The sequence below is a fragment of the Streptomyces sp. NPDC005863 genome, assembly GCF_042871345.1.
Lineage (GTDB): Bacteria > Actinomycetota > Actinomycetes > Streptomycetales > Streptomycetaceae > Streptomyces.
In genome coordinates this window covers 319,377-341,570 of the sequence record NZ_JBIAII010000008.1, presented here as the reverse complement: position 1 = coordinate 341,570, position 22,194 = coordinate 319,377, and the positions used below count along the sequence as shown (strand labels likewise).

Genomic DNA, 22,194 nt, shown 5'->3' with positions numbered 1-22,194 from the left:
GCAGCGGCATGAGTGATGTGCGCGAGAACCGCGAGAACCTTGACTACGAGAAGTTCGGCGGCGCCGTGCGCGAGCTCGCCCAGACCATCGCCGACGACGGGTACCGGCCCGACGTGATCATCTCCATCGCCCGCGGTGGTGTCTTCGTCGCCGGCGGTCTCGCGTACGCCCTGGACTGCAAGAACATCCACCTCGTGAACGTGGAGTTCTACACCGGGGTGGGCACCACCCTGGAGATGCCCGTCATGCTCGCGCCCGTCCCCAACGTCATCGACTTCACCGACAAGAAGGTGCTCATCGCCGATGACGTCGCCGACACCGGCAAGACGCTGAAGCTCGTGCACGACTTCTGCCTCGACCACGTCGCCGAGGTGCGGTCCGCCGTCATCTATGAGAAGTCGCACTCGCTGGTGAAGTGCGAGTACGTGTGGAAGCGCACCGACGAGTGGATCAACTTCCCGTGGAGCGTCGAGCCGCCCGTCGTGCGGCGTGCGGGGCAGGTTCTCGACGCCTGAGTTCGGGGCGCGGCGCCCAGAGCGTGGTACGTGGAAGGGCCCCGGCGGACCGTAGTCCGCCGGGGCCCTTCCCGTGTCCGTCGCAGGTCGCTGGAACGTGTCGCTAGAACGTGCCCAGCTTGATGATCGACAGGATCGCGAGCAGCTGGATCGCCGACGCGCCCAGCGCCTTCGGCAGCGGCAGGTCGTGGGACTTAGCGACCATCGTCGTCAGCAGCGCGCCCGCCGCGATCCAGGTCAGCCAGCCGAGCAGCTGGACGAACGTCTCGCCGCCGCCCAGGAACATCGCCACGACCACGCGCGGCGCGTCCGTCAGCGACATGATCAGCATCGAGAGGCCGACCGTCGGCTGCCACGCGCCGTCGCCGCCGAGCTGGCGGGCGAGGGTGTGCGTGACCACGCCCAGGATGAAGGCGCTGACGGTGATCGCGACGCCGGTGGTCAGGACGTACGGGACCGCCGAGGACAGCGTCGCGTTGATCGCGTCCTCGCGGGCGTCGTCGAAGCCGAAGATCGCGAGCGCGCCGTAGAGGAACGTGACGACGAGGGCGGGGCCCCACATTGCGTAGTCCCGCATCTGGAGGAAGGTGGGTCCGGGGCGCAGCACGATGCCGCGCAGCAGGTCCTTCCAGTGCAGACGGGGGCCCACGGGGGGCGCGGCCGCCTGGCCGGCGCGGTAGGTGTCGCCCTGGGTGTAGGGGTCCTCGCCGATGGAGAACGCCTGGGTGTGTCCGGGGTTGTTGGCCGCGTACGGGTCGTAGCCGCCCTGGCCGCCGGGGCCCTGACCGTGGCCGTGGCCCTGGTCGTCGGGGCCGCCGAAGTACTCCGGCTCACCGTGGTTGCCGTGGTGGCCGCCGCCCTGACGCCCGCCGGCCTGCGGCCACTGCTGCTGGCCACCGCCTCCGCCTCCGCCGCCGTACTGCGGGCCGCCCCCGCCGTACTGGGGGCCGCCCCCGCCGTACTGCTGCTGCGGATGCTGCGGATGCGAGGGCGCGGGTGGGTAGCCGTACGGCTGCTGCCTGCCCTGCGGGGGTTGCGGCCGGCCCTGCGGGGCCTGCTGCCTGCCCTGGGGGGCCTGCTGTCCGTACGGCTGCTGCCGCGATTGTTGTTGCGGTTGCGGGGCGCGGTTGTCCCGGCCGCGTCCGATCCTGAATCCAGCCACGAATCGAACGTACCTGGTCTCGGCGGGTGGGGGCGTCCCTCCTCCGGAGGAGAACGGCTTTGCGGCCGACCTGTGACAACCCCTAGGGGGATCCCCGAGGGGTCCGTATCAGCGGCCGAGCACCGCCCCGTACGCCTCCGGGTCCAAGGACGCGGGCAGGTCAATGGAGTTCGGGGTGATCGCGAGGCCGCCGGGCACGCCGGAGGGGAACTCCCAGACGCCGCCCGACGCGGCGTTCTCGCCGGGCGCGGCGATCGAGAGGTCCGGGCGGCCGTCGCCGTCGTGGTCGGCGGTGGCGAGCGCCGCGCCGAAGGTGTCGCCGGCCTCGGCGGCGCCCGGGACGCCGGGGGAGTTCTGCTGGTACGAGAGCGCGCCGGCCGCCGTGCCGTTCGCGTCGAGGATGCCGTTCCTGCCGCCCTTGAGGACGGTGACGGCGCCCGCGCGGGCGGCGCTGCCGATGGCCTCGCCGGGGGCGCCGGCCATCAGGTCGTCGCGGCCGTCGCCGTCGAGGTCCGCGACGGCGAGGGCGTTGCCGAAGTCGTCACCCTTCTCGGCGACGCCGGGGACGCCCGGGGTGTCCTGGTTGAGGGTCTGGCCCTCCCAGACGAGACCGTCGCCGTCCCCGTAGTGGATGTGGATGCCGCCGCCCTTGGCGATCCCCTCGGGGCCGCACGGGTCGTCGATGTTCTCGTCGGCGATCTCGCGGCAGTTGCCGAGGGCGAGGTCGTCGTGGCCGTCGCCGTTGAAGTCGCCGGTGGCGAGCGCGTTGGCGGCGCTGTTGTCGCTGCTCCAGGTGAGGCCGAAGTCGCCCTCGTACTCGTCGTTCCGGTCGTAGCGGTAGAGCTGGACGTGGGACTGCGTGTACTGCGGGCTCTGCTTGTAGTAGGCGACGGCGAGTTCGGGGTGGCCGTCGGAGTCGAAGTCGCCGGTCGTCATGACGGGGGCGCGGCCGCCCATGGGGCGCGTGATGACGGGCGTGGTGTCGGCGGTGTACGGGTTGGCGTTGAAGACGACCTGGTCCGTGCCGCCGATCGCGAGGTCGACGTCGGTGTCGCCGGTGAAGTCGGCGGCGGTCAGGGCGTTTCCGTACGCGTCGCCGCTCTTCGCGCCGCGGGCCGCGGTGTTGGCCAGGGCGAAGCCGTCGCCGGTGCCGTACATGACGGTGACGGAGCCGGCGTCCTTCTTGGCGTCGATGTCCTCGCCCGCGGCGCCGATGACGAGGTCGGCGTACTGGTCGTCGTCGATGTACGCGGTGGTGAGCGCGGAGCCGAACCGGTCGCCGGCCTCCGGGGTGCCGGGCACCTCGACGGTGGCCTGGGTGAGGCGGCGGACGTTGTGCGGGTTGGTGCCGTCGTCGCCGCCGAAGAGGACGCTCACGTATCCGGCTCTCGCCTTGCCGTCGACGGTGCCGGAGGGCACGCCCACGGCGAGATCGGCGCGCCCGTCACCGTCGAAGTCGCTCTCGACGCGGTTCGTGGGGGCGGAGGGTTTTGTCGGGGCGGAGGGTGCCGCGGTCGCGGTGGTGGCCGTGAGGGGCAGAGCGAGGCCGGTGGCGGCCAGCGCGGTGGCGGCAGCGAGGGCGAGGGTGCGTGGTCGCATGGGGGCTCCGACTCTCAGTGCGTGCGTGCGTGCGTGTGCGTGCGTTCGTTCGTTCGTCTGGTTGGCTTCAGCTGTTGGACGGGTGGGGGTGGGGGAGGGTTGTGCGGTACGTGACCCTCCCCGGCCGGGGAACCGGCCCTCAGGCCGGCCGGGGAACCGGCCCTCAGGGCGCCTGCACCGAACCCCACGCCGTGTCGCTCGTCGTGGGCAGGCCCACCGAACCGGCCATGACGTCGTACGACGTACCGAGGCTCAGCCCGGACGCCGTGCCCTTGAAGACCCAGACGCCGCCCGTTTTCCGCGTCGAGCCGGGAACGATCTCGCCGGGTGTGCCGACCACGAGGTCGGGGCGGCCGTCCTTGGTGAGGTCGGCGAAGTGGACCGTCGTGCCGAAGCGGTCCTCGCGCTCCGCGGTGCCGGGTACGCCGGACGAGGCCTGAGAGAGCGTGAACGAGCCCGCGCCGGTGGGGCCTTGGGGGCCGCCCGGCACGATGACGACCGTTCCCGCGGACCGCGCGGAACCGAGCTTCTCGCCCGGGGTGCCCACGGCGATGTCGCCGTACCCGTCGTGGTCGATGTCGGAGACGGATACGTCCGTGCCGAAGGAGTCGTCGTTCTCGGAGGCGCCGGGCACGCCGGGCGTGGACTGGTTGATCAGGATCGGGTCGGCCTCGGGGTCGACGCCCGTCGCGCTGCCCGGCCAGATCGCGATCTGGCCGCCCTGGTGGCCGGTGCCGGCCTGCGGGCTGCCGTCGACCACCATGTCGCCGGGGTCGCCGATGACGAGGTCTCCGTAGCCGTCGCCGTTGACGTCACCGATGGTGGCGTTGTCGCCGTCGGTGGCGAGCGGGTGGTTGCCGCGCGCCGCCGGGTTCACGTACACGGCGCCCTCCGGCTGGTCGGACATCCCGACGGTGATGTCGACGGTGTCGGCGCGGCGGTCCCCGTCGAGGTCGCCGAGGAGCGTGTCGTTCACCGAACCGGTGCCCGTCGCCGTGGAGTTGGCGACCGGCTTGCCGGCCCGGGTGAAGGGGCCCGTCATCCGGCGGCTCGCGCACCACCCGGCGACGGAGACCGAGCCGCGGGATCCGGTGGGCGCCTGCGCGGCGGCGAGGCCGACGCCGTAGACGCAGCCCGCGTCACCACCCGAGCCGTCCGGAGTGGGCAGCACCGCACTGGACTTGAGCCCGTGGGCGCCGCCCCACAGGACCGTGACGCTGCCCCGGTCGCGGGCGCCGCCGACGTCCTCGTAGGGCACCCCCACGAGCAGATCGGCGTACCCGTCCGCGTCGAGGTCGGCGGTGGCCACGGAGTCGCCGAACCGGTCGAGGGACTCCGCGGCGCCGCTCACCCCTGCGGAGGACTGGGAGATCAACTGCTTCTTCGCGGCGCGCGGACCCGACGCCGAGCCGTACAGCACGACGACGGCGCCCGCCTGGTCCTTGCCGGAGACCTTGGCGTCGGGGGCGGCCACGACGAGGTCACGGTAGCCGTCGCCGTTGAAGTCGTCGGAGAGCCGGGACGGGGCGGCGGGGGCTGCCGGGGCCGTGGCGCCGGCGGGGAACGGGAGGGCGAGCAGGCCGGTGGTCGTCAGGGACGCGGCCAGGAGGAGGGTGCGTGCGCGCACGGGGGGCTCCGGAAAGGGGAGGGTGGGCGCCGGGCCCGCGTCGAGAGAGGTGCGGGCCCGGCGGATCGATGTCGTAACTGCCGTACGGTGTAGGCGAGTCGGGTCAGTCCGCGAAGTTCGTGCCGAGGCGGGGCCGGCCCGTCGCCGAGATGCCCACCGTCGAGGTGTAGACACCCGACGTACCCGCGAGGGTGCCGTCCGCCTTGCTGGTCAGCGGGTAGATCGCACCGTTCTCGCCGTTCTCGCCGGACGCGCCGACCGTGACGTCGCCCCGCCCGTCCCCGTTCAGGTCGTCCACATGGACGTCCGAGCCGAAGAAGTCGTACGTCTCGTTGGAGTTGGGGACGCCCGGCGTGTTCTGGTCGAGGAAGGCCGCGCCCCGCGTGGACAGGCCCGAGCCGTCCGCGGCGCCGTAGATGACGGTGACCGCGCCCGCGTCCGCGACGCCGTCGAGGTCCTCGCCCGCCGCGCCGACCACCAGGTCGAGGTGGCCGTCGCCGTTGATGTCGCCGAGGTCGAGCTCGGTGCCGAACGAGTCGCCCTTCTCGCCCGTGCCCGGCACGCCCGCGCTGTCCTGCGTGAACACCTGCGTGTCGCCGTACGGGCCGTTCGCGGCGCCGTGCACGACGTGCACCGAACCGCCCTTGTGCGCGCCCGCGATCTCGTCGTCCCACTGGAGGCCGATGACGATGTCGCCGTACCCGTCGCCGTCGGTGTCGCCGACGTCGGTGATCAGGCCGCCGGGCAGCCGCTGCTGCCGGGCGGTCTTGAGGCCGTCCGGGGTGCCGGGCACCCACAGGTTGGCGTTGTAGTCGTCGGCCGTGGAGTAGCCGTCGACGATCAGGTCGTCCCTGCCGTCGCCGTTCACGTCGCCGGAGTGCAGGTTGAACGGGCCCGCGCCCTCGCCGCTGATGATGGCGGGCTTGACCGTGTAGCGGCTCTCGCCGGTGCCGTGGGTACGGGAGATGTCACCGTTGATGACGTCGATGGTGGCCGCGCCGGACCGGGCGCCGATGGCCAGGTCGGTGGCGCCGTCGCCGTCGAAGTCGCCGGCTTCCATGGGCCCGCCGAAGAAGTCGTGGCCGGACGGCCGGGGGTCCTGCACGGTGGTGCCGCCGGTGAGGCCGTTCGCGGAGCCCCACAGGATCTGCGCGGTGCCGCCGTCGGTGTCGCTGCCGACGTCCTCGCCGGGCGCGCCGACCGCGAGGTCGTCGTAGCCGTCGCGGTCGAAGTCGCCGTACGCGGTGTCCGAGCCGAAGCCGTCGCCCTTCTCGGCGGAGCCGGGGACGCCCGCGCTGTTCTGGCTGAAGGTCTTGTGGCGCAGGGTCGTACCGCCGTACGTGACGGTGACCTGGCCCGCCGAGTCCTTGCCCGCGACGTTGGCGCCGGGCGCGGAGGTGGCGAGGTCGGCGACGCCGTCGCCGTTGAAGTCCGCCTCGTGCGAGGGCAGCGGCTCGGCGGGCGCGGCGGACGCCGAGGCAGCCGTGACGGTGAGCAGTCCGCCGGTGAGGGCGGCGGCGACGACCGTCGACGCGGCGAGGCGGCCGCGTCTGGAACGGGCGGGGGTGGAGGTGGAGGTGCGCTTGTGCGTGGCCATGCGGGTTCTCCTGCGGCGGGCTGGGATGCGTGGCGGGCATCCGCGGTCAATGGGACGGGGTGGACGACGAAGGGGAGACCGCTGGAGGGGAGCAAGGGTTGTATGGGGCGCGTGAGTTGGGGGTGCAGTCCGCTGAGGCGGGGGATTTTTAGCCCGTCCGGCGTTTGAGGACGAACTCGGCGAAGCCGGTGACTGGACGGCCACCGACCCGCCGGTTCACCGACTCACCGCCCAAGAACCATCCCGTACTCCCGCGCCCCCGCGAGCGAAAGCTTGGCCGGCGTCACCGACGTGACCGGCGGCTTCGGCCCGTCCTTCGGGGTCGGCGCGTACCAGACGCCGCCCTTCCGCGCGTCCTCACCGGGCGCGCCCACCGCCACGTCCGGGTACCCGTCACCGTTGTAGTCGCCCGCCGAAACCGCCGCGCCGAAGTGGTCGTCCGCCTCCGCCGTGCCCGCGACGCCCGCGGAGTTCTGGCTGACGGCGGGCCCCACCAGGGGCTTGCCCGTGCCGGTGGAGGCGAGGACCCAGTACGTGCCCGCGTTCCCCGCGTCGCCGACGGCCTCCGCGTCCGCGCCGACGATCAGTTCGTCGATGCCGTCGCGGTCGAGGTTGGCGGCCGCGAGGTGCGCGCCGAAGTTGTCGCCGGCCTCCGCGGTGCCGCCGACCTCGGGGGAGGCCTGCGTGATGCAGGAGGTGCCGCCGCCGCCGAGCGCGCCGCCCCGCTTGCCGTAGACGGTGAGGATCGCGCCGCCGAGCCGGTCGGCGCAGAGGGTCTCCTCGGTCTCGGGGTTGGGCCGGACGTCGCCGACGGCCAGGTCGGTGGTGCCGTCCCCGTCGAAGTCACCGGCGACGAGGTCGCTGTCGCTGCGGTCGGAGGCGCCCCACGTCTGCTTCCACTCGCCGGAGGCGCGGCTCAGCACGCTCGTGCCGTTGGTCTCCATGCCGTGGTACGAGATCGCCAGGTCGTCGCCGCCGTCCCCGTCGAAGTCACCGCTCGCGAGGGCGGTGGGGCCCGCGAAGTGCCAGCCGTCGACCCGGGAGAGCGCGGCGGACGAGCCCGCGGTGAAGGGTCCGGGGCGTACGACGACCGAACTGGACTCGTCGAAATGGGAGTTGAGGGCGATGTCCTTGTCGCCGTCCTTGTCGAAGTCACCGGTGGCGAGCAGCGCCCCGTACGACGCGTCGCCGTAGTCGCCGTTGGCTGCGGTGAAGCCGCCCTTGAAGCCGGTGGCGGCGCCCCAGACGACGGCTACGGTGCCGGTGCTCAGGCCGATGTCGGTGTCCTCCTCGGGCGTGCCGACGACGAGGTCGCTGTAGCCGTCGCCGTTCATGTCGTCGGAGGCGACGGCGAACCCGAACCCGTCACCCGCCTCCACGGTGCCGGGCACGCCGGCGGTGGCCTGGCTGACGGTGGTGGAGCCGTGTTTGCCGAGGCCGCTCGCGCCGCCCCAGACGACGTTGACGTATCCGGCCTTGGCCTTGCCGTTCACCGTCGCACCCGGCACGCCGACGGCGAGGTCCACGAAGCCGTCGCCGTTGTAGTCGGCGCGGATCTTCGAGGGCGCGGCGCTCGCCGTACCGGCCAGGGGCAGCGTCAGGCCCGTGGCGGCGAGGGCCGCGACGGTGGTGGTGACGGCCAGATTTCGTACGCGCACGGTGACTCCCGAAAGGGGGTGGGGCTGGGCTTTCGGGGGTGTGACTCGTGAGGCGTACGAAGGGTTGTGCGTCGGGGGAGGGTGACGGGGCCCCGCCGCGCTCCCCCCGCCGCCCCTCCATCAGTCGTCGCTAAGCGCCAGGAACTCCGCCGTCGAGAAGGTCAATTGCGCGTCGCGCGCGATCAACTCGCCGCTCTCCCGGCCGGGATACACGGCCACGGTGTCCGCGCTGTCCCCGCGATACGTGTGCACCACCAGGTCGGCCCGCTTGTCGCCGTCGAAGTCCGCGACCTGGAGCACCTGGGTCGTGCCCTTGGCGGCGGGCCGGGTGATCGCCGTGGCGTTGGGGGCGAGCCCCGCGGTACGTCCCCTCAGGACCCGTACGTCGCCCGCGCTGCCCCCGTTGCCGCTGCCCTCACCGCTGATGACGAGCTCGCTGAGGCCGTCCCCGTCGAGGTCGCCTGCGTCGACCGACACGTTCTTGGCCTCCAGGGTGTCGCGCAGGGTGCCCGGCACCTCGTACCGCAGCGCGATGCCCTTCGGCGAGGCGACGGCGGCGTCCGTGCCCTTGCCCCGGCCGAAGCGGCCGAACGCGACGTCCGTGCCCGCCGGGAAGAGCACGCCGGTCTCGCCGGGCCCCTTCGGGCCGCCCAGGACGAGGGCGCTGACGGCGGCGCCGGAGGCGTTCGCGGCCTTGCGCACGAGTACGTCGTCGTAGCCGTCGCCGTCCACGTCCGTGGCCCGGCCCGACACGAGGTTGTTGCCGGGCCCCGTGACGGGCTTGCCCGCGGCGCGCGGTGCGCCGGTCCGCTTGAACGGGCCGCGCAGGAAGCTCAGTCGGGCCTCGCTCGCGTGCAGGACGAGGTCGGTGGCGCCGTCGCCGTCGAAGTCGCCGCAGACGGGCTGGTCCGGCCAGTCGTTGCCGAAACGCGCCTGCGCGGGCACGCGGAGCTTCACCGCCTTGCCGGTCAGGCCCTTGGGCGAGCCGAAGAGGATCTGCAGCGGCACGGGTGGGCGGCCCTGTCCGTCGTACGGGGGGTCGGTGGACACGATCAGATCGGTGAAGCCGTCCTCGTCCAGGTCGCAGGAGGCCTCGGACTCGAAGGCGGCGGGCAGCTCGCCCTTGGTACGGGCGCCGTTGGCGTGGGCACTGAGCAGTTGCCGTGCACCCGGGACGAGTCCGCCCTTCCCTCCGTAGACGATGCCGATGCCCGCGTCGTCGCCGTGGTCGCGGTGAACGAGGTCGTCGAGTACGAGGTCACGGGCGCCGTCACCGTTGAAGTCGTCGTCGACCTTGCTGCCCTTGCCGGGCGGGACGGGGCGCTGGGCGGGGCCCTTGCCCGCCGGGCCGACGGGGTGGCTGCGGCCGTCCTTCGCGCCGGAGCCGTCGCCGTTGCCGCCGCCGCAGCCGGCGAGGATCAGCACGCAGCTGAGGGCGCCGGCGGCTCCGATGAGGGCGGGGTGTCGGGTGCGGGGTCCTGTACGCCGCGTACTCGGCGTGCCCGGCGTGCCTGGCGTGCCCGGCATACCCGGCGTCCTCCGCGTGTCCCGCGTGCTCCGTGCGCCGCGTATCCCGGCACTCCGCATGCCCCTCACCCGCCCCGACCACCTCGCCAGACAACAACCAGCCCATGATGCCGCCCTCCCTCGCCGGGCATAAGACGGGCGGGGTCCCGTTTCCATTACGCCCCGGGGCGGCGTCTTCGGTGACCGGTGCCTTTGCCGGTAACCGGGGCCGCCCCGGGGGTTTTGCGGAGTGTGGCGCTTCCAGGCCGGCAGTAAAGGGCGCCCTTCGGGCGTCGGCTTCGCCGATTCCGCTCCGCTCCACCCTTGACTCCCGTCCCTCCACCGCGACTTGACCTTCGACCCGGACGGCCAGGGGTGAGGCGGCGGGCGCGGCTGGGGTTGGGTCATCCCCTTTCGCTGCCGGGTGCGGTCCGGCTCATCGTGGGCCGACGCTCCGGTGCGAGCTCGGCCCACGGCCGGTCTGGTCGGGTCATCCGCTCGCACGGCCGGGTGCGGGCCGGTCCATCGTGGGCGGGGCCACGGTCGGGGCTCGACCCGGAGCCCACCCTTCGCTGGCCCGGTGCCTTCGATTCGTACCGGGGCCGCCCGGGTGTGAGTGGAGTGTGGCGGTTCCGGGCCGGCAGTAAAGGGCGCTCCCTGCGGTCGCGTCGGCTTCGCCGATTCCGCTCCGCTCCACCCTTGACTCCCGTCCCTCCACCGCGACTTGACCTTCGACCCGGACGGCCAGGGGTGAGGCGGCGGGCGAGGCTGGGTTGGGTCATCACCTTTCGCTGCCGGGTGCGGCCCGGCCCAACGTGGGCGGGCGCCCCGGTGCGGGCTCGGCCCACGGCGGGTGTGGTCGGGTCATCGGCTTTCGCGGCCGGGTGCGGACCGGTCCATCGTGGGCGGAGGCCATGGTGCGTGCTCGGCCAGCCCGGCGGCCTCGCTGCTCGGGTCATCATCTCGCGTTGCCGGGTGCGGAGCGATCCATCGTGGGCGGGGGCCGCGGTGTGTGCTCGGCCAGCCCGGCGGTGTCCTCGCTCGGGTCATCGCCTTTCATCGGCGGGTGCGGTCCGGTCCGTCGTGAGCCGACGTCAGGGTCTGGGCTCGGCCGGGCGAGCGGCCTTACTTCAGGTGCGGGGGCAGGGGGCAGGTACCAACTTCGGCAAAGTTGCGAATCGGTTCGTCGCGCGCCCCCCTCTCATACCGAGTGCGCCGCCCCCCCCCTATGCCCCCAGACGGCCGACCGCCGTGGGTGAGAGCCACGGTCGGAGCTCGGCCAGCCACGCGGCATAGCTGTCGGGGGCGTCGGCTCGCGTTGCCGGGTGCGGGCCGCCCATCGTGGGTGGGTCTCAGGGGCTGGGCTCGGCTCGTCGCTCGGCATCGCGGCTCGGGTCATAAGCCTTCGCGGCCGGGTGCGGTCCGGCCCGGCGTGGGCCGATGTCCGGGTGCGTGTTCGGCCACCCCGGTGGCTTCCCGGGGGGCGCCATGGTCGGGGGGCGCGTGTTGGGCCGCCGATGCGGCCCGTGGCGCTGGGGGGTTTGGCACCTACTTTGGGAAAGTTGCGAAGCGGATCTCCGCGCGCCCCCTGCCACACCCCGCGCGCCGCCCGGCGGGTGGTCGGTCGCAGGGTTCGGCCATCCGCCGTGCCCGGCGGCCCCGCTGAACCCATCCGTCCCACAGGCTTCATGGGCCACGAGAGCTTTGCAGGGGGTGGGTCTGGCACCTACTTCGGGAAAGTTGCGAAGCGGATGCCCGCGCGCCCCCTGCCACGCCCCGCGCGCCGCCCAGCGGTTGCCCGATCGCAGGGTTGCGCGCCTCCGCTGCACCTGGTGGCCCCCCACTGAACTCATTCGTCACACAGGCCTCCTGCGCCAAGAAAACCCACCAGTCCCACGACTCCCACAGCTCGCAGAGGGCCCGCCCACCCCATTCCCTTCGGCGGATGGGACGGTTCCGGGGGCGCTTGGGGTGTGGCAGGGGGGCGTGCGGCATATTCATTCGCAACTTTTCCAAAGTAGGTGACAGCCGCCGGGACGGCGGTCCCCTGTCCTGGGCAGCGCATCGAAGTTGACCTCTGCCGACGATGTGCCGGAGCGCACCCGGCGATGAAAGGTGATGACCCGAGCGGGGAGGCCGCCGGGGTGGCCGAGCTCGCACCGTGGCCTCCGCCCACGATGGGCCGGGCCGCACTCAGCGGCGAGAGGTGATGGCCCGAGCAGCGTGGCCGGGCGGCTGGCAGGGCGCAGACCGTGGCTGCGCCCACGATGGGCCCGTCCGCGCCCGGCCACGAAGGTGATGGCGCGAGCAGCGAGCCCGCCAGGGTGGCCGCGCCCACACAGTGGCACCCACTCACGATGAGTCGGTCCGCACTCGGCCGCGTGAGCGGATGACCCAACCAGACGGGCCGTGGGCCGAGCGCGCACCGTGGCGTCGGCGCACGATGGTCCGGTCCGCACTCGGCCGCGAGAGCCGATGACCCGACCACACCGGCCGTGGGCCGAGCGCGCACCGTGGCCTCCGCCCACGATGGGCCGGTCCGCACCCGGCAGCGAGACGTGATGACCCGAGCAGCGAGGTCCGCCGCCTCACCCCTGGCCGTCCGGGTCGGAGGTCAAGTCGCGGTGGAGGGGCGGGAGTCAAGGGTGGAGCGGAGCGGAATCGGCGGAGCCGACGCGTAGCGCAGCGGAGCGCCCTTTACTGCCGGCCCGGAACCGCCACACTCCGCAAAACCCCGGGCGGCCCCGCCCACCATCCAAGGCACCGGCCCACCAACGTCACCGGTCAGACCTCGCCCCCGCCCCCTCCGACGTCGCGTACAAAACACCCCGCGCCTGCTCCGCCGCCCGCACAAGGCTCTCCGAGACGAAGTCGACGAAGCGGGCTACGTTTTCCAGGCGGGTGGACGCCGGGGTGTCCGGGCCCAGGATCGCCACCCCCTGACGCGCCGTCTCCACGAGCGTGGCGTGGGCCCGCGCACTCGCGATCATCGACTGGTACCAGACGTCGTTGTCGACCACATACCGCTCGCGGCGCCGCTCGTCCCGCTCCCGCCGGACCAGGCCCTGGCTGTCCAGGAAGGCGATCGCCTTGGAGACGGACGCCGGGCTGATCTGCAGCCGCTGGACGAGTTCGGACGCGGTCAAACTGCCCTCGTCCGTGGTGAACAGGGCGACGAGGACCCGTGCGGTCATCTTGGGCAGGCCCGACTGCATGAAGACCGTGGCGAGCACCTCCTCGTACTCGCGCACCGCCTCCTCGTCACGTCCGCGCGAGGACGCGGGCGCCTGCGCACCCCGGGCCGGGGCCTGCCTGCGCCGGTGGGCGCGCTGCTCCGTGGCGCGGTGGGCCAGATCGGCGCGGTAACCGGCGGGACCGCCATTGCGCATCACCTCGCGCGTGACCGTCGACGTGGGGCGGTCCAGGCGGCGGGCGATCTCCGCGTAGGCGAGGTCGTCGGCCAGGCCCAGCGCGATCTGCCGGCGTTCCTGCTGAGTGAGTCTGCCTCCCGGCATCACGGCCTCCTCGGTCGTCTGCGATACCGGGCAGCATAGCGTTTGATTCCTAGTCATTGCAACGCAACCGCACTTGTACGTTGCGTTAGATTCACGCCCGTTGCAATGAAATGGCTGCCCTGAGCTGCGTATATAGGGGTCGGGTGCAACGAGCTTGTTGCCGGGTGCGGAAAGGCAACGTAGCGTTTCGCACATCGGAAACGCCGAGGCGCACCGCCGAAGCTCACCCCAGTCAAGGAGCACTCCATGCAGACGTTCGACACCCCCGCCGCCATCTCCGCCGTCCTCGACATCCCCGCGGGCCGCCTCCAGTTCATCGCCGCCGACCGGTCCGACACCGCGGTCGAGGTCCGGCCCGCGGACGCCTCGAACGGCAAGGACGTCAAGGCGGCGGAGCGGATCGCGGTCGAGTACGCCGACGGCGTGCTGCGGATCGCGGCCGCCGCGCCCAAGAACCGCCTCCTCGGCAGCTCCGGCTCCGTCGAGGTCACCGTCCAACTGCCCGCCGGCTCCCGGGTCGAGGCCAAGGCGGCCGCCGCCGAACTGCGCGGCGTCGGGCGGCTCGGCGACGTCGACTTCGAGAGCGCGCAGGCCACCGTCAAGCTCGACGAGGCCGCCGGCGCCCGGCTCGCCCTGATGGCCGGCGACGTCTCCGTGGGCCGCCTCACCGGATCCGCGGAGATCAGCACGATGAAGGGCGACCTCCGGATCGCCGAGGCCGTCCGCGGCACCGTCGAACTCCGCACCGACGCGGGCGAGATCTCGGTCGGCGCCGCCCGCGGCGTCTCCGCCTCGCTGGACGCCGGCACCACGTACGGCCGGATCCACAACGCCCTCCGTAACTCCGAGGGTGCCGACGCCGGCCTGAACATCCGCGCGACCACCGCCTACGGCGACATCTCCGCTCGCAGCCTCTGAACCGCCGAAGCTCCCTCGCAGCCTCGCCTCGAAAGGGAACAACCACCATGACGAACCTGGCCATCGCGGCGCACGGGCTGCGCAAGTCCTACGGGGACAAAGTCGTCCTGGACGGCATCGACCTGGCCGTCCCCGAAGGCACCGTCTTCTCCCTGCTCGGCCCGAACGGCGCCGGCAAGACCACCGCCGTACAAATCCTGTCCACCCTCATCCGCGCCGACTCCGGCGACCTGCGCGTCGCCGGCCACGACCTGGCCACCCACCCCCAGGCCGTCCGCGCCACCATCGGCGTCACCGGCCAGTTCTCCGCCGTCGACAACCTGATCACCGGCGAGGAGAACATGCTCCTCATGGCCGACCTGCACCACCTGCCCAGACAGGAAGGCCGCCGCACCACCGCTGAGCTTCTGGCCCGTTTCGACCTCACCGACGCCGCCACCAAACCCGCCGCCACCTACTCGGGCGGCATGAAACGCCGGCTCGACATCGCCATGACCCTCGTCGGCGACCCCCGCATCATCTTCCTCGACGAGCCCACCACCGGCCTGGACCCCCGCTCCCGCCACACCATGTGGCAGATCATCCGCACCCTGGTCGCCGACGGCGTCACCGTCTTCCTCACCACCCAATACCTCGAGGAAGCCGACGAACTCGCCGACCACATCGCCGTGTTGAACAACGGCACCATCGCCGCCCACGGCACCCCCGACGAACTCAAACGCCTCATCCCCGGCGGCCACGTCCGCCTGCGCTTCACCGACCCCACCGCCTACCGCACCGCCGCCGACACCCTCCACGACGCCACCCACCACGACGACACCCTCGCCCTGCACCTCCCCAGCGACGGCAGCCAGCACGCCCTGCGCACCCTCCTCGACCGCCTCGACGCCGCCCACATCAACGCCGACGAACTCACCCTCCACACCCCCGACCTCGACGACGTCTTCTTCGCCCTCACCGGCGACACCCACACCAGCGACACCCACACCGGCCACACCCAACAGCCCACGGAGGCCCTGCGATGAGCTCCCTCACCCTCGCCCTGCGCGACTCCCACACCATGCTCCGCCGCAACCTCCTCCACGCCCGCCGCTACCCCTCCCTCACCCTGAACCTGCTGCTCACCCCCGTCATGCTGTTGCTGCTCTTCGTCTACATATTCGGTGACGCGATGAGCTCGGGGATCGGCGACGGCGGCGCCGACCGCGCCGCGTACATCGCGTACGTCGTCCCGGGCCTGCTGCTGATGACCGTCGGCAGCACCCTGATCGGCACCGCGGTCTCCGTCTCCAACGACATGACCGAGGGGATCATCGCCCGCTTCCGCACCATGGCGATCCACCGCCCGTCGGTGCTCATCGGGCACGTCGTCGGCAGCGTGCTGCAGTCGGTCATGAGCGTGGTGCTCGTCGGCGCCATCGCCCTCGCCATCGGCTTCCGCTCCACGGACGCCTCCGCCCTGGAGTGGCTGGCCGCGTTCGGGCTACTGGTGCTCTTCTCCCTGGCGCTCACCTGGATCGCGGTCGGCATGGGCCTGGTCAGCCCGAACGCCGAGGCCGCCGGCAACAACGCGATGCCGTTGATCCTGCTGCCGCTGCTCTCCAGCGCGTTCACGCCCGTCGGCGCGATGCCGGGCTGGTTCCAGCCGATCGCCGAGTACCAGCCGTTCACCCCCGCCATCGAGACCCTGCGCGGACTGCTGCTCGGCAGCGAGATCGGCAACAACGGCTGGCTCGCGATCGGTTGGTGCCTCGGACTCGCGGTACTCGGCTACTTCTGGTCGACGTCGAGGTTCAACCGCGATCCCCGGTAAGCCGCTTACTCGGCCGGTGCCTCGACGGGCGTCTTCACGGAGTCGAGGAGGAGTTGGGCGACGTCGACGACTTGGAGGGTTTCCTTGGCGGCGCCGCCCGCGGCGGCGCCGCTATTGGGCTCAGCCTTCTTGCCGTTGACGGAGTCGGTGAGCATGACGAGGCAGAAGGGGCAGGCGGTGGAGACGATGTCGGGGTTGAGTGACAGGGCTTCGTCGACGCGCTCGTTGTTGATGCGCTTGCCGATGCGTTCTTCCATCCACATGCGGGCGCCGCCGGCTCCGCAGCAGAAGCCGCGTTCCTTGTGGCGGTGCATTTCCTGCTGGCGCAGGCCGGGGACCTTGTCCATGATCTGGCGCGGGGGCGTGTAGATCTTGTTGTGGCGGCCCAGGTAGCAGGGGTCGTGGTAGGTGATCAGGCCCTCGACGGGGGTGACCGGCACCAGCTTGCCGTCGTCGATGAGGTGCTGGAGCAGCTGGGTGTGGTGGATGACCTCGTAGTCGCCGCCGAGCTGCGGGTACTCGTTGCCCAGGGTGTTGAGGCAGTGCGGGCAGGTCGCCACGATCTTCTTCGCCGACTTCGGCTTCTTGGTCGACTCGTACTCCTCGTCCTCACCGAACGCGGCGTTCAGCGTCATGACGTTTTCCTGGCCGAGCTGTTGGAAGAGGGGCTCGTTGCCCAGGCGGCGTGCGGAGTCGCCGGTGCACTTCTCGTCGCCGCCCATGATGGCGAACGTGACGCCGGCCATGTGCAGGAGTTCGGCGAAGGCCTTGGTGGTCTTCTTCGCGCGGTCCTCGAGGGCGCCGGCACAGCCGACCCAGTACAGGTATTCGACTTCGGTGAGGTCTTCGATGTCCTTGCCGACGACGGGGACCTCGAAGTCGAGTTCCTTGAGCCATTCCAGGCGCTGCTTCTTGGCCAGGCCCCAGGGGTTGCCCTTCTTCTCCAGGTTCTTGAGCATCGTTCCGGCCTCGGAGGGGAACGCGCTCTCGATCATGACCTGGTAGCGGCGCATGTCGACGATGTGGTCGACGTGCTCGATGTCGACGGGGCACTGTTCCACACACGCGCCACACGTGGTGCAGGACCACAGGACGTCGGGGTCGATGACCCCGTTCTCCTCCACGGTCCCGATCAGCGGACGCTCCGCCTCCATCGACTTCTCGCCACCGGCGAGCAGATACGGAGCCTTCGCATACGCATGGTCCCGCAGCGACATGACGAGCAGCTTCGGCGAGAGCGGCTTACCGGTGTTCCAGGCCGGGCACTGCGACTGGCACCGCCCGCACTCCGTACACGTCGAGAAGTCCAGCAGGCCCTTCCACGAGAACTGCTCCACCTGCGAGACACCGAAGACCGCGTCCTCGGCCGGGTCCTCCCAGTCGATCGGCTCGCCGCCGGACGTCATCGGCTGCAGTTCGCCGAGCGCCGTGCCGCCGTCCGCCTCGCGCTTGAACCAGATGTTCGGGAAGGCCAGGAAGCGGTGCCAGGCCACGCCCATGTTGGTGTTGAGGCCGACCACGATCATCCAGATAAAGGAGGTCGCGATCTTCAGGCCGGCGAAGAAGTACGTGAGGTTCTGCAGGGTGGAGAGATCCATCCCGGAGAACCAGGAGACGAACGGGTACGAGAGGAAGAACGAGGCCTCGTAGCCGTCGACGTGGTGCTGGGCGCCCTCCAGGGCGTGCAGCGTGAAGATGCAGACGCCGACGACGAGGATGACGGCCTCGACGAAGTACGCCTGGCCGGTCTTGGACCCCGCGAAGCGGGACTTGCGGCCCGCCTTGTCCGGCCGGTTCAGCTGCCGGACGGCGATCAGCGTGAGGATGCCGAGGACGGTCCCCGTACCGATGAACTCGACGAAGACGTTGTACGGCGCCCAGTCGCCGATGACCGGCAGGATCCAGTCGGCGCGGAAGAGCTGGCCGACGGCGTTGACGATGGTCAGGAGCAGGGTGAAGAAGCCCACGGCCACGAACCAGTGCGCGAAGCCGATCACGCCCCACTTGTTCATGCGCGTATGGCCGAGGAACTCCTTGGCCAGGGTGAGGGTGCGGCGGCCGGGCTCGTCGGTCCGCAGCCCGGCGGGCACCGGCTGACCGAGCCGTACGAACCGGTAGATCTGCACGACGGCACGGCAGAACAGCGCGACACCGACCGCGATGAGAACCAGCGACACGATGATCGCGGCGAGTTGCATGGGGGGCTCCTCCGGGGACTGACCTTTACTCCGCCGCACTGTAGCCAGCGAGTGGTGATCCGTGCCGGGAGCGCCCCGTAAGGGGCGCGGGGAACGGCGCGACCAGCCACAACGAACCCGCAGCCGAACCCCTCTCCCACAGGAGGTCAGCGCCCTACCTGCGCGTAAGCACGGGATAAGAGTTGAGCCCCCTCGACTCACTTCTGTTGACGCAAGCACAGCGCTCATGCATCCTTGAGTCAGTTCCACTCAAGAAGTCACTGGAGGCATCGAAATGGCACGTGCGGTCGGCATCGACCTGGGCACGACTAACTCCGTCGTCAGCGTTCTCGAAGGCGGCGAGCCCACCGTCATCACCAACGCCGAGGGTGCCAGGACCACGCCGTCCGTCGTCGCCTTCGCGAAGAACGGTGAAGTGCTGGTCGGCGAGGTCGCCAAGCGCCAGGCGGTCACCAACGTCGACAGGACCATCCGGTCGGTCAAGCGCCACATGGGCACCGACTGGAAGGTGGACATCGACGACAAGGGGTTCAACCCCCAGCAGATCTCCGCGTTCATCCTGCAGAAGCTGAAGCGCGACGCCGAGTCGTACCTGGGCGAGAAGGTGGCCGACGCGGTCATCACCGTCCCGGCGTACTTCAACGACTCCGAGCGCCAGGCCACCAAGGAGGCCGGTGAGATCGCGGGTCTGAACGTCCTGCGCATCGTCAACGAGCCCACCGCCGCCGCGCTGGCCTACGGCCTCGACAAGGACGACCAGACCATCCTGGTCTTCGACCTCGGTGGCGGCACCTTCGACGTCTCGCTGCTCGAGATCGGCGACGGCGTCGTCGAGGTGAAGGCGACGAACGGCGACAACCACCTCGGTGGTGACGACTGGGACCAGCGCGTCGTCGACTACCTGGTCAAGCAGTTCAACAACGGCCACGGCGTGGACCTCGCCAAGGACAAGATGGCGCTCCAGCGCCTGCGCGAGGCGGCCGAGAAGGCCAAGATCGAGCTGTCCTCCTCCACGGAGACCACGATCAACCTGCCCTACATCACGGCCTCCGCCGAGGGCCCGCTGCACCTGGACGAGAAGCTCACGCGCGCCCAGTTCCAGCAGCTCACGTCCGACCTCCTGGAGCGCTGCAAGACGCCGTTCCACAACGTCATCAAGGACGCGGGCATCCAGCTCTCCGAGATCGACCACGTCGTTCTCGTCGGTGGCTCCACCCGCATGCCCGCCGTGGCCGAGCTCGTCAAGGAGCTCACCGGCGGCAAGGACGCCAACAAGGGTGTGAACCCGGACGAGGTCGTCGCCATCGGCGCCTCGCTCCAGGCCGGTGTCCTCAAGGGCGAGGTCAAGGACGTCCTGCTCCTCGACGTCACCCCGCTGTCCCTCGGCATCGAGACCAAGGGCGGCATCATGACCAAGCTCATCGAGCGGAACACCACGATTCCGACGAAGCGCTCCGAGATCTTCACGACGGCCGAGGACAACCAGCCGTCCGTGCAGATCCAGGTCTACCAGGGCGAGCGCGAGATCGCGGCGTACAACAAGAAGCTCGGGATGTTCGAGCTGACCGGTCTGCCCCCGGCGCCCCGCGGCGTCCCGCAGATCGAGGTCTCCTTCGACATCGACGCCAACGGCATCATGCACGTGACCGCGAAGGACCTGGGCACGGGCAAGGAGCAGAAGATGACCGTCACCGGCGGCTCCTCGCTGCCGAAGGACGAGGTCGACCGGATGCGCCAGGAGGCCGAGAAGTACGCGGACGAGGACCACGCCCGCCGCGAGGCCGCCGAGTCCCGCAACCAGGGCGAGCAGCTCGTCTACCAGACCGAGAAGTTCCTCAAGGACAACGAGGACAAGGTCCCGGGTGACGTGAAGACCGAGGTCGAGACCGCCGTCGGCGAGCTGAAGGAGAAGCTCAAGGGCGACGACACGGCCGAGATCCGCACCGCCACCGAGAAGGTCGCCGCCGTCTCGCAGAAGCTGGGCCAGGCCATGTACGCCGACGCCCAGGCCGCCGGCGCGGGCGCCGAGGGCGCGGCCCCCGGCCCGGACGCCGACGCCAAGGCCGACGACGACGTCGTCGACGCCGAGATCGTGGACGACGAGAAGCCCGGTGACGCGAAGGGTGGCGCTGCCTGATGACCGAGGAGACCCCGGGTTTCGGCGAGAACGCCGAGAAGCCCGACGTCCCCTCTGGCGCCACCTCTGATGACGCCGCGCCGAAGGCCGCCGAGCCCTCCACCGAGGAGGGCGCGGCGGCCCCGGCCGGGGACGCGGAAAGCAGCAAGACGTCCGCCCAGGACTCGGGCGTGACCGGCCTGACCGCACAGCTGGACCAGGTGCGCACCGCGCTCGGCGAGCGCACCGCGGACCTCCAGCGGCTGCAGGCCGAGTACCAGAACTACCGCCGTCGGGTGGAGCGGGACAAGGTGACGGTGAAGGAGATCGCCTCGGCGAACCTCCTCTCCGAGCTCCTCCCCACCCTCGACGACATCGGGCGCGCCCGTGAGCACGGCGAGCTGGTGGGCGGCTTCAAGTCGGTGGCGGAGTCCCTGGAGACCGTCGTCGCCAAGATGGGGCTTCAGCAGTTCGGCAAGGAGGGCGAGCCCTTCGACCCGACGATCCACGAAGCCCTGATGCACAGCTACGCACCGGACGTCACCGAGACGACGTGCGTCGCGATCCTGCAGCCGGGGTATCGCATCGGCGAGCGCACCATCCGCCCCGCGCGGGTGGCCGTCGCCGAGCCGCAGCCCGGCGCGCAGACGGTCAAGGGCGAGACGGCCGAGGCCGACACCGAGTCGGCCGAGCCGACGGAGAAGGACAGCGGTGGCCCGGACGAGGGCTGACGCTGAACCGACGAGGGACAACCGGAAGGGGGTGCGTCGAGGATGAGCACCAAGGACTTCATCGAGAAGGACTACTACAAGGTCCTCGGCGTCCCCAAGGACGCCACCGAAGCCGAGATCAAGAAGGCGTACCGGAAGCTCGCCCGCGAGAACCACCCGGACGCCAACAAGGGCAACACCAAGGCGGAGGAGCGCTTCAAGGAGATCTCCGAGGCGAACGACATCCTCGGCGACCCCAAGAAGCGCAAGGAGTACGACGAAGCGCGTGCTCTCTTCGGCAACGGCGGATTCCGGCAGGGCCCCGGAGGCGGCGGCGGTTCGTTCAACTTCGACCTGGGCGACCTCTTCGGAGGCGGCGCCCCGGGTGGCGGTGGAGCGGCCGGCGGCGGCTTCGGGGGCGGCCTCGGTGACGTCTTCGGGGGCCTGTTCAACCGCGGCGGCGCGGGTGCCGGGGCCGGCGCGCGGACGCAGCCGAGGCGCGGCCAGGACATCGAGTCCGAGGTCACGCTGAGCTTCACGGAGGCGGTCGACGGCGCGACGGTGCCGTTGCGGATGTCCTCCCAGGCCGCCTGCAAGGCGTGTTCCGGCACCGGCGACAAGAACGGCACGCCGCGCGTGTGCCCGACCTGCGTCGGCACGGGCCAGGTCTCGCGGGGCGGCGGCGGAGGGTTCTCCCTCACCGACCCGTGCATGGACTGCAAGGGCCGCGGGCTGATCGCCCAGGACCCCTGCGACACCTGTGGCGGCAGCGGCCGCGCCAAGTCGTCGCGGACCATGCAGGTGCGCATCCCGGCGGGCGTCTCGGACGGGCAGCGCATCCGGCTGCGCGGCAAGGGCGCGCCCGGCGAGCGCGGCGGCCCGGCCGGCGATCTGTACGTGGTGGTGCACGTCGACAGCCACCCGGTCTTCGGCCGCAAGGGCGACAACCTCACGGTCACGGTGCCGGTGACGTATCCCGAGGCGGCGCTGGGCGGCGAGGTGAAGGTGCCCACCCTGGGCGGCCCGCCGGTCACCCTGAAGCTCCCCGCGGGCACCCCCAACGGTCGTACGATGCGGGCCCGCGGCAAGGGCGCGGTCCGCAAGGACGGCAGCAGGGGCGATCTGCTCGTGACGGTGGAGGTCTGCGTCCCGACGTCGTTGAGCGACGGGGCGAAGGAAGCACTGGAGTCCTACCGCAAGGCGACTGCGGGCGACGACCCGCGGGCAGAACTGTTCCAGGCCGCGAAGGGAGCGTGACCC

At 71.3% G+C, this 22,194-nt stretch carries 15 protein-coding genes; 7 read left to right on the top strand and 8 right to left on the bottom strand.

Going from position 1 to position 22,194, the window contains the following annotated elements; translation table 11 throughout:
• Nucleotides 1-8 precede the first annotated feature (8 nt).
• On the top strand, nucleotides 9-515 hold the full coding sequence (locus ACFYO9_RS27425) for a phosphoribosyltransferase (RefSeq protein ID WP_358711268.1): 507 nt from the start codon (nucleotides 9-11) through the stop codon (nucleotides 513-515).
• A gap of 103 nt (nucleotides 516-618) precedes the next feature.
• Here the strand turns inward: ACFYO9_RS27425 and ACFYO9_RS27420 are convergent, their stop codons facing one another.
• From ACFYO9_RS27420 to ACFYO9_RS27390, 7 genes are all read right to left on the bottom strand, one after another.
• Nucleotides 619-1,677 (bottom strand): Yip1 family protein, encoded by a 1,059-nt coding sequence (locus tag ACFYO9_RS27420; RefSeq protein ID WP_358779218.1) that lies wholly within the window; start codon nucleotides 1,675-1,677, stop codon nucleotides 619-621.
• Between the two features lie 108 nt (nucleotides 1,678-1,785).
• The gene (locus tag ACFYO9_RS27415) at nucleotides 1,786-3,276 is read right to left on the bottom strand and encodes an FG-GAP and VCBS repeat-containing protein (protein WP_358779217.1); all 1,491 of its coding nucleotides are present in this window, start codon (nucleotides 3,274-3,276) and stop codon (nucleotides 1,786-1,788) included.
• A gap of 163 nt (nucleotides 3,277-3,439) precedes the next feature.
• Nucleotides 3,440-4,903, bottom strand: coding sequence for an FG-GAP-like repeat-containing protein (locus tag ACFYO9_RS27410; RefSeq protein WP_358779216.1), 1,464 nt, complete (start codon nucleotides 4,901-4,903; stop codon nucleotides 3,440-3,442).
• Nucleotides 4,904-5,006: 103 nt separating this feature from the next.
• On the bottom strand, nucleotides 5,007-6,500 hold the full coding sequence (locus ACFYO9_RS27405) for a VCBS repeat-containing protein (RefSeq protein WP_358779215.1): 1,494 nt from the start codon (nucleotides 6,498-6,500) through the stop codon (nucleotides 5,007-5,009).
• A 224-nt stretch (nucleotides 6,501-6,724) separates the two neighbouring features.
• The gene (locus tag ACFYO9_RS27400; protein WP_358779214.1) at nucleotides 6,725-8,158 is read right to left on the bottom strand and encodes an FG-GAP repeat protein; all 1,434 of its coding nucleotides are present in this window, start codon (nucleotides 8,156-8,158) and stop codon (nucleotides 6,725-6,727) included.
• Nucleotides 8,159-8,278: 120 nt separating this feature from the next.
• On the bottom strand, nucleotides 8,279-9,685 hold the full coding sequence (locus ACFYO9_RS27395; protein ID WP_358779213.1) for a VCBS repeat-containing protein: 1,407 nt from the start codon (nucleotides 9,683-9,685) through the stop codon (nucleotides 8,279-8,281).
• 2,756 nt (nucleotides 9,686-12,441) lie between these two features.
• The gene (locus ACFYO9_RS27390; RefSeq protein WP_358779212.1) at nucleotides 12,442-13,179 is read right to left on the bottom strand and encodes a helix-turn-helix domain-containing protein; all 738 of its coding nucleotides are present in this window, start codon (nucleotides 13,177-13,179) and stop codon (nucleotides 12,442-12,444) included.
• 246 nt (nucleotides 13,180-13,425) lie between these two features.
• Here ACFYO9_RS27390 and ACFYO9_RS27385 point away from each other — a divergent pair, with 246 nt between their 5' ends.
• Genes ACFYO9_RS27385 through ACFYO9_RS27375 form a run of 3 tightly spaced genes read left to right on the top strand, consistent with a single transcriptional unit; the run spans nucleotide 13,426 to nucleotide 15,910 of the window.
• Entirely contained in the window at nucleotides 13,426-14,097 is a 672-nt protein-coding gene (locus ACFYO9_RS27385; protein WP_355812644.1) for a DUF4097 family beta strand repeat-containing protein, read from the top strand.
• Nucleotides 14,098-14,144: 47 nt separating this feature from the next.
• Complete coding sequence (locus tag ACFYO9_RS27380) at nucleotides 14,145-15,122, top strand: ATP-binding cassette domain-containing protein (RefSeq protein ID WP_358779211.1); 978 nt, start codon at nucleotides 14,145-14,147, stop codon at nucleotides 15,120-15,122.
• Complete coding sequence (locus ACFYO9_RS27375) at nucleotides 15,119-15,910, top strand: ABC transporter permease (protein WP_358779210.1); 792 nt, start codon at nucleotides 15,119-15,121, stop codon at nucleotides 15,908-15,910. The genes ACFYO9_RS27380 and ACFYO9_RS27375 overlap by 4 nt, the downstream gene beginning before the upstream one ends.
• 5 nt (nucleotides 15,911-15,915) lie before the next feature.
• On the opposite strand, the gene ACFYO9_RS27370 is transcribed toward ACFYO9_RS27375, so the two are convergent.
• The gene (locus ACFYO9_RS27370; protein WP_388666649.1) at nucleotides 15,916-18,108 is read right to left on the bottom strand and encodes a (Fe-S)-binding protein; all 2,193 of its coding nucleotides are present in this window, start codon (nucleotides 18,106-18,108) and stop codon (nucleotides 15,916-15,918) included.
• 274 nt (nucleotides 18,109-18,382) lie between these two features.
• Here ACFYO9_RS27370 and dnaK point away from each other — a divergent pair, with 274 nt between their 5' ends.
• The 3 genes from dnaK to dnaJ are packed head-to-tail and all read left to right on the top strand — an operon-like array spanning nucleotide 18,383 to nucleotide 22,191.
• A complete protein-coding gene (dnaK, locus tag ACFYO9_RS27365; protein WP_358709972.1) occupies nucleotides 18,383-20,245 on the top strand; it encodes a molecular chaperone DnaK in 1,863 nt (620 codons plus the stop codon).
• On the top strand, nucleotides 20,245-20,955 hold the full coding sequence (grpE, locus tag ACFYO9_RS27360; RefSeq protein ID WP_358779144.1) for a nucleotide exchange factor GrpE: 711 nt from the start codon (nucleotides 20,245-20,247) through the stop codon (nucleotides 20,953-20,955). Before dnaK ends, grpE begins: the two co-directional genes overlap by 1 nt.
• 42 nt (nucleotides 20,956-20,997) lie before the next feature.
• Nucleotides 20,998-22,191: a molecular chaperone DnaJ gene (gene dnaJ, locus ACFYO9_RS27355; protein WP_355811353.1), complete on the top strand. Its 1,194-nt coding sequence runs from the start codon at nucleotides 20,998-21,000 to the stop codon at nucleotides 22,189-22,191.
• Nucleotides 22,192-22,194: the final 3 nt, after the last annotated feature.

What these genes read in the sequence shown, in the direction of transcription:
- ACFYO9_RS27425 (WP_358711268.1), top strand. Translation starts at nt 9, where the DNA reads ATGAGTGATGTGCGCGAGAACCGCGAGAACCTTGACTACGAGAAGTTC.
- ACFYO9_RS27415 (WP_358779217.1), bottom strand. Translation starts at nt 3,276, where the DNA reads ATGCGACCACGCACCCTCGCCCTCGCTGCCGCCACCGCGCTGGCCGCC.
- ACFYO9_RS27405 (WP_358779215.1), bottom strand. Translation starts at nt 6,500, where the DNA reads ATGGCCACGCACAAGCGCACCTCCACCTCCACCCCCGCCCGTTCCAGA.
- ACFYO9_RS27395 (WP_358779213.1), bottom strand. Translation starts at nt 9,685, where the DNA reads ATGCCGGGCACGCCAGGCACGCCGGGCACGCCGAGTACGCGGCGTACA.
- ACFYO9_RS27390 (WP_358779212.1), bottom strand. Translation starts at nt 13,179, where the DNA reads ATGCCGGGAGGCAGACTCACTCAGCAGGAACGCCGGCAGATCGCGCTG.
- ACFYO9_RS27385 (WP_355812644.1), top strand. Translation starts at nt 13,426, where the DNA reads ATGCAGACGTTCGACACCCCCGCCGCCATCTCCGCCGTCCTCGACATC.
- ACFYO9_RS27380 (WP_358779211.1), top strand. Translation starts at nt 14,145, where the DNA reads ATGACGAACCTGGCCATCGCGGCGCACGGGCTGCGCAAGTCCTACGGG.
- ACFYO9_RS27375 (WP_358779210.1), top strand. Translation starts at nt 15,119, where the DNA reads ATGAGCTCCCTCACCCTCGCCCTGCGCGACTCCCACACCATGCTCCGC.
- ACFYO9_RS27370 (WP_388666649.1), bottom strand. Translation starts at nt 18,108, where the DNA reads ATGCAACTCGCCGCGATCATCGTGTCGCTGGTTCTCATCGCGGTCGGT.
- dnaK (WP_358709972.1), top strand. Translation starts at nt 18,383, where the DNA reads ATGGCACGTGCGGTCGGCATCGACCTGGGCACGACTAACTCCGTCGTC.
- grpE (WP_358779144.1), top strand. Translation starts at nt 20,245, where the DNA reads ATGACCGAGGAGACCCCGGGTTTCGGCGAGAACGCCGAGAAGCCCGAC.
- dnaJ (WP_355811353.1), top strand. Translation starts at nt 20,998, where the DNA reads ATGAGCACCAAGGACTTCATCGAGAAGGACTACTACAAGGTCCTCGGC.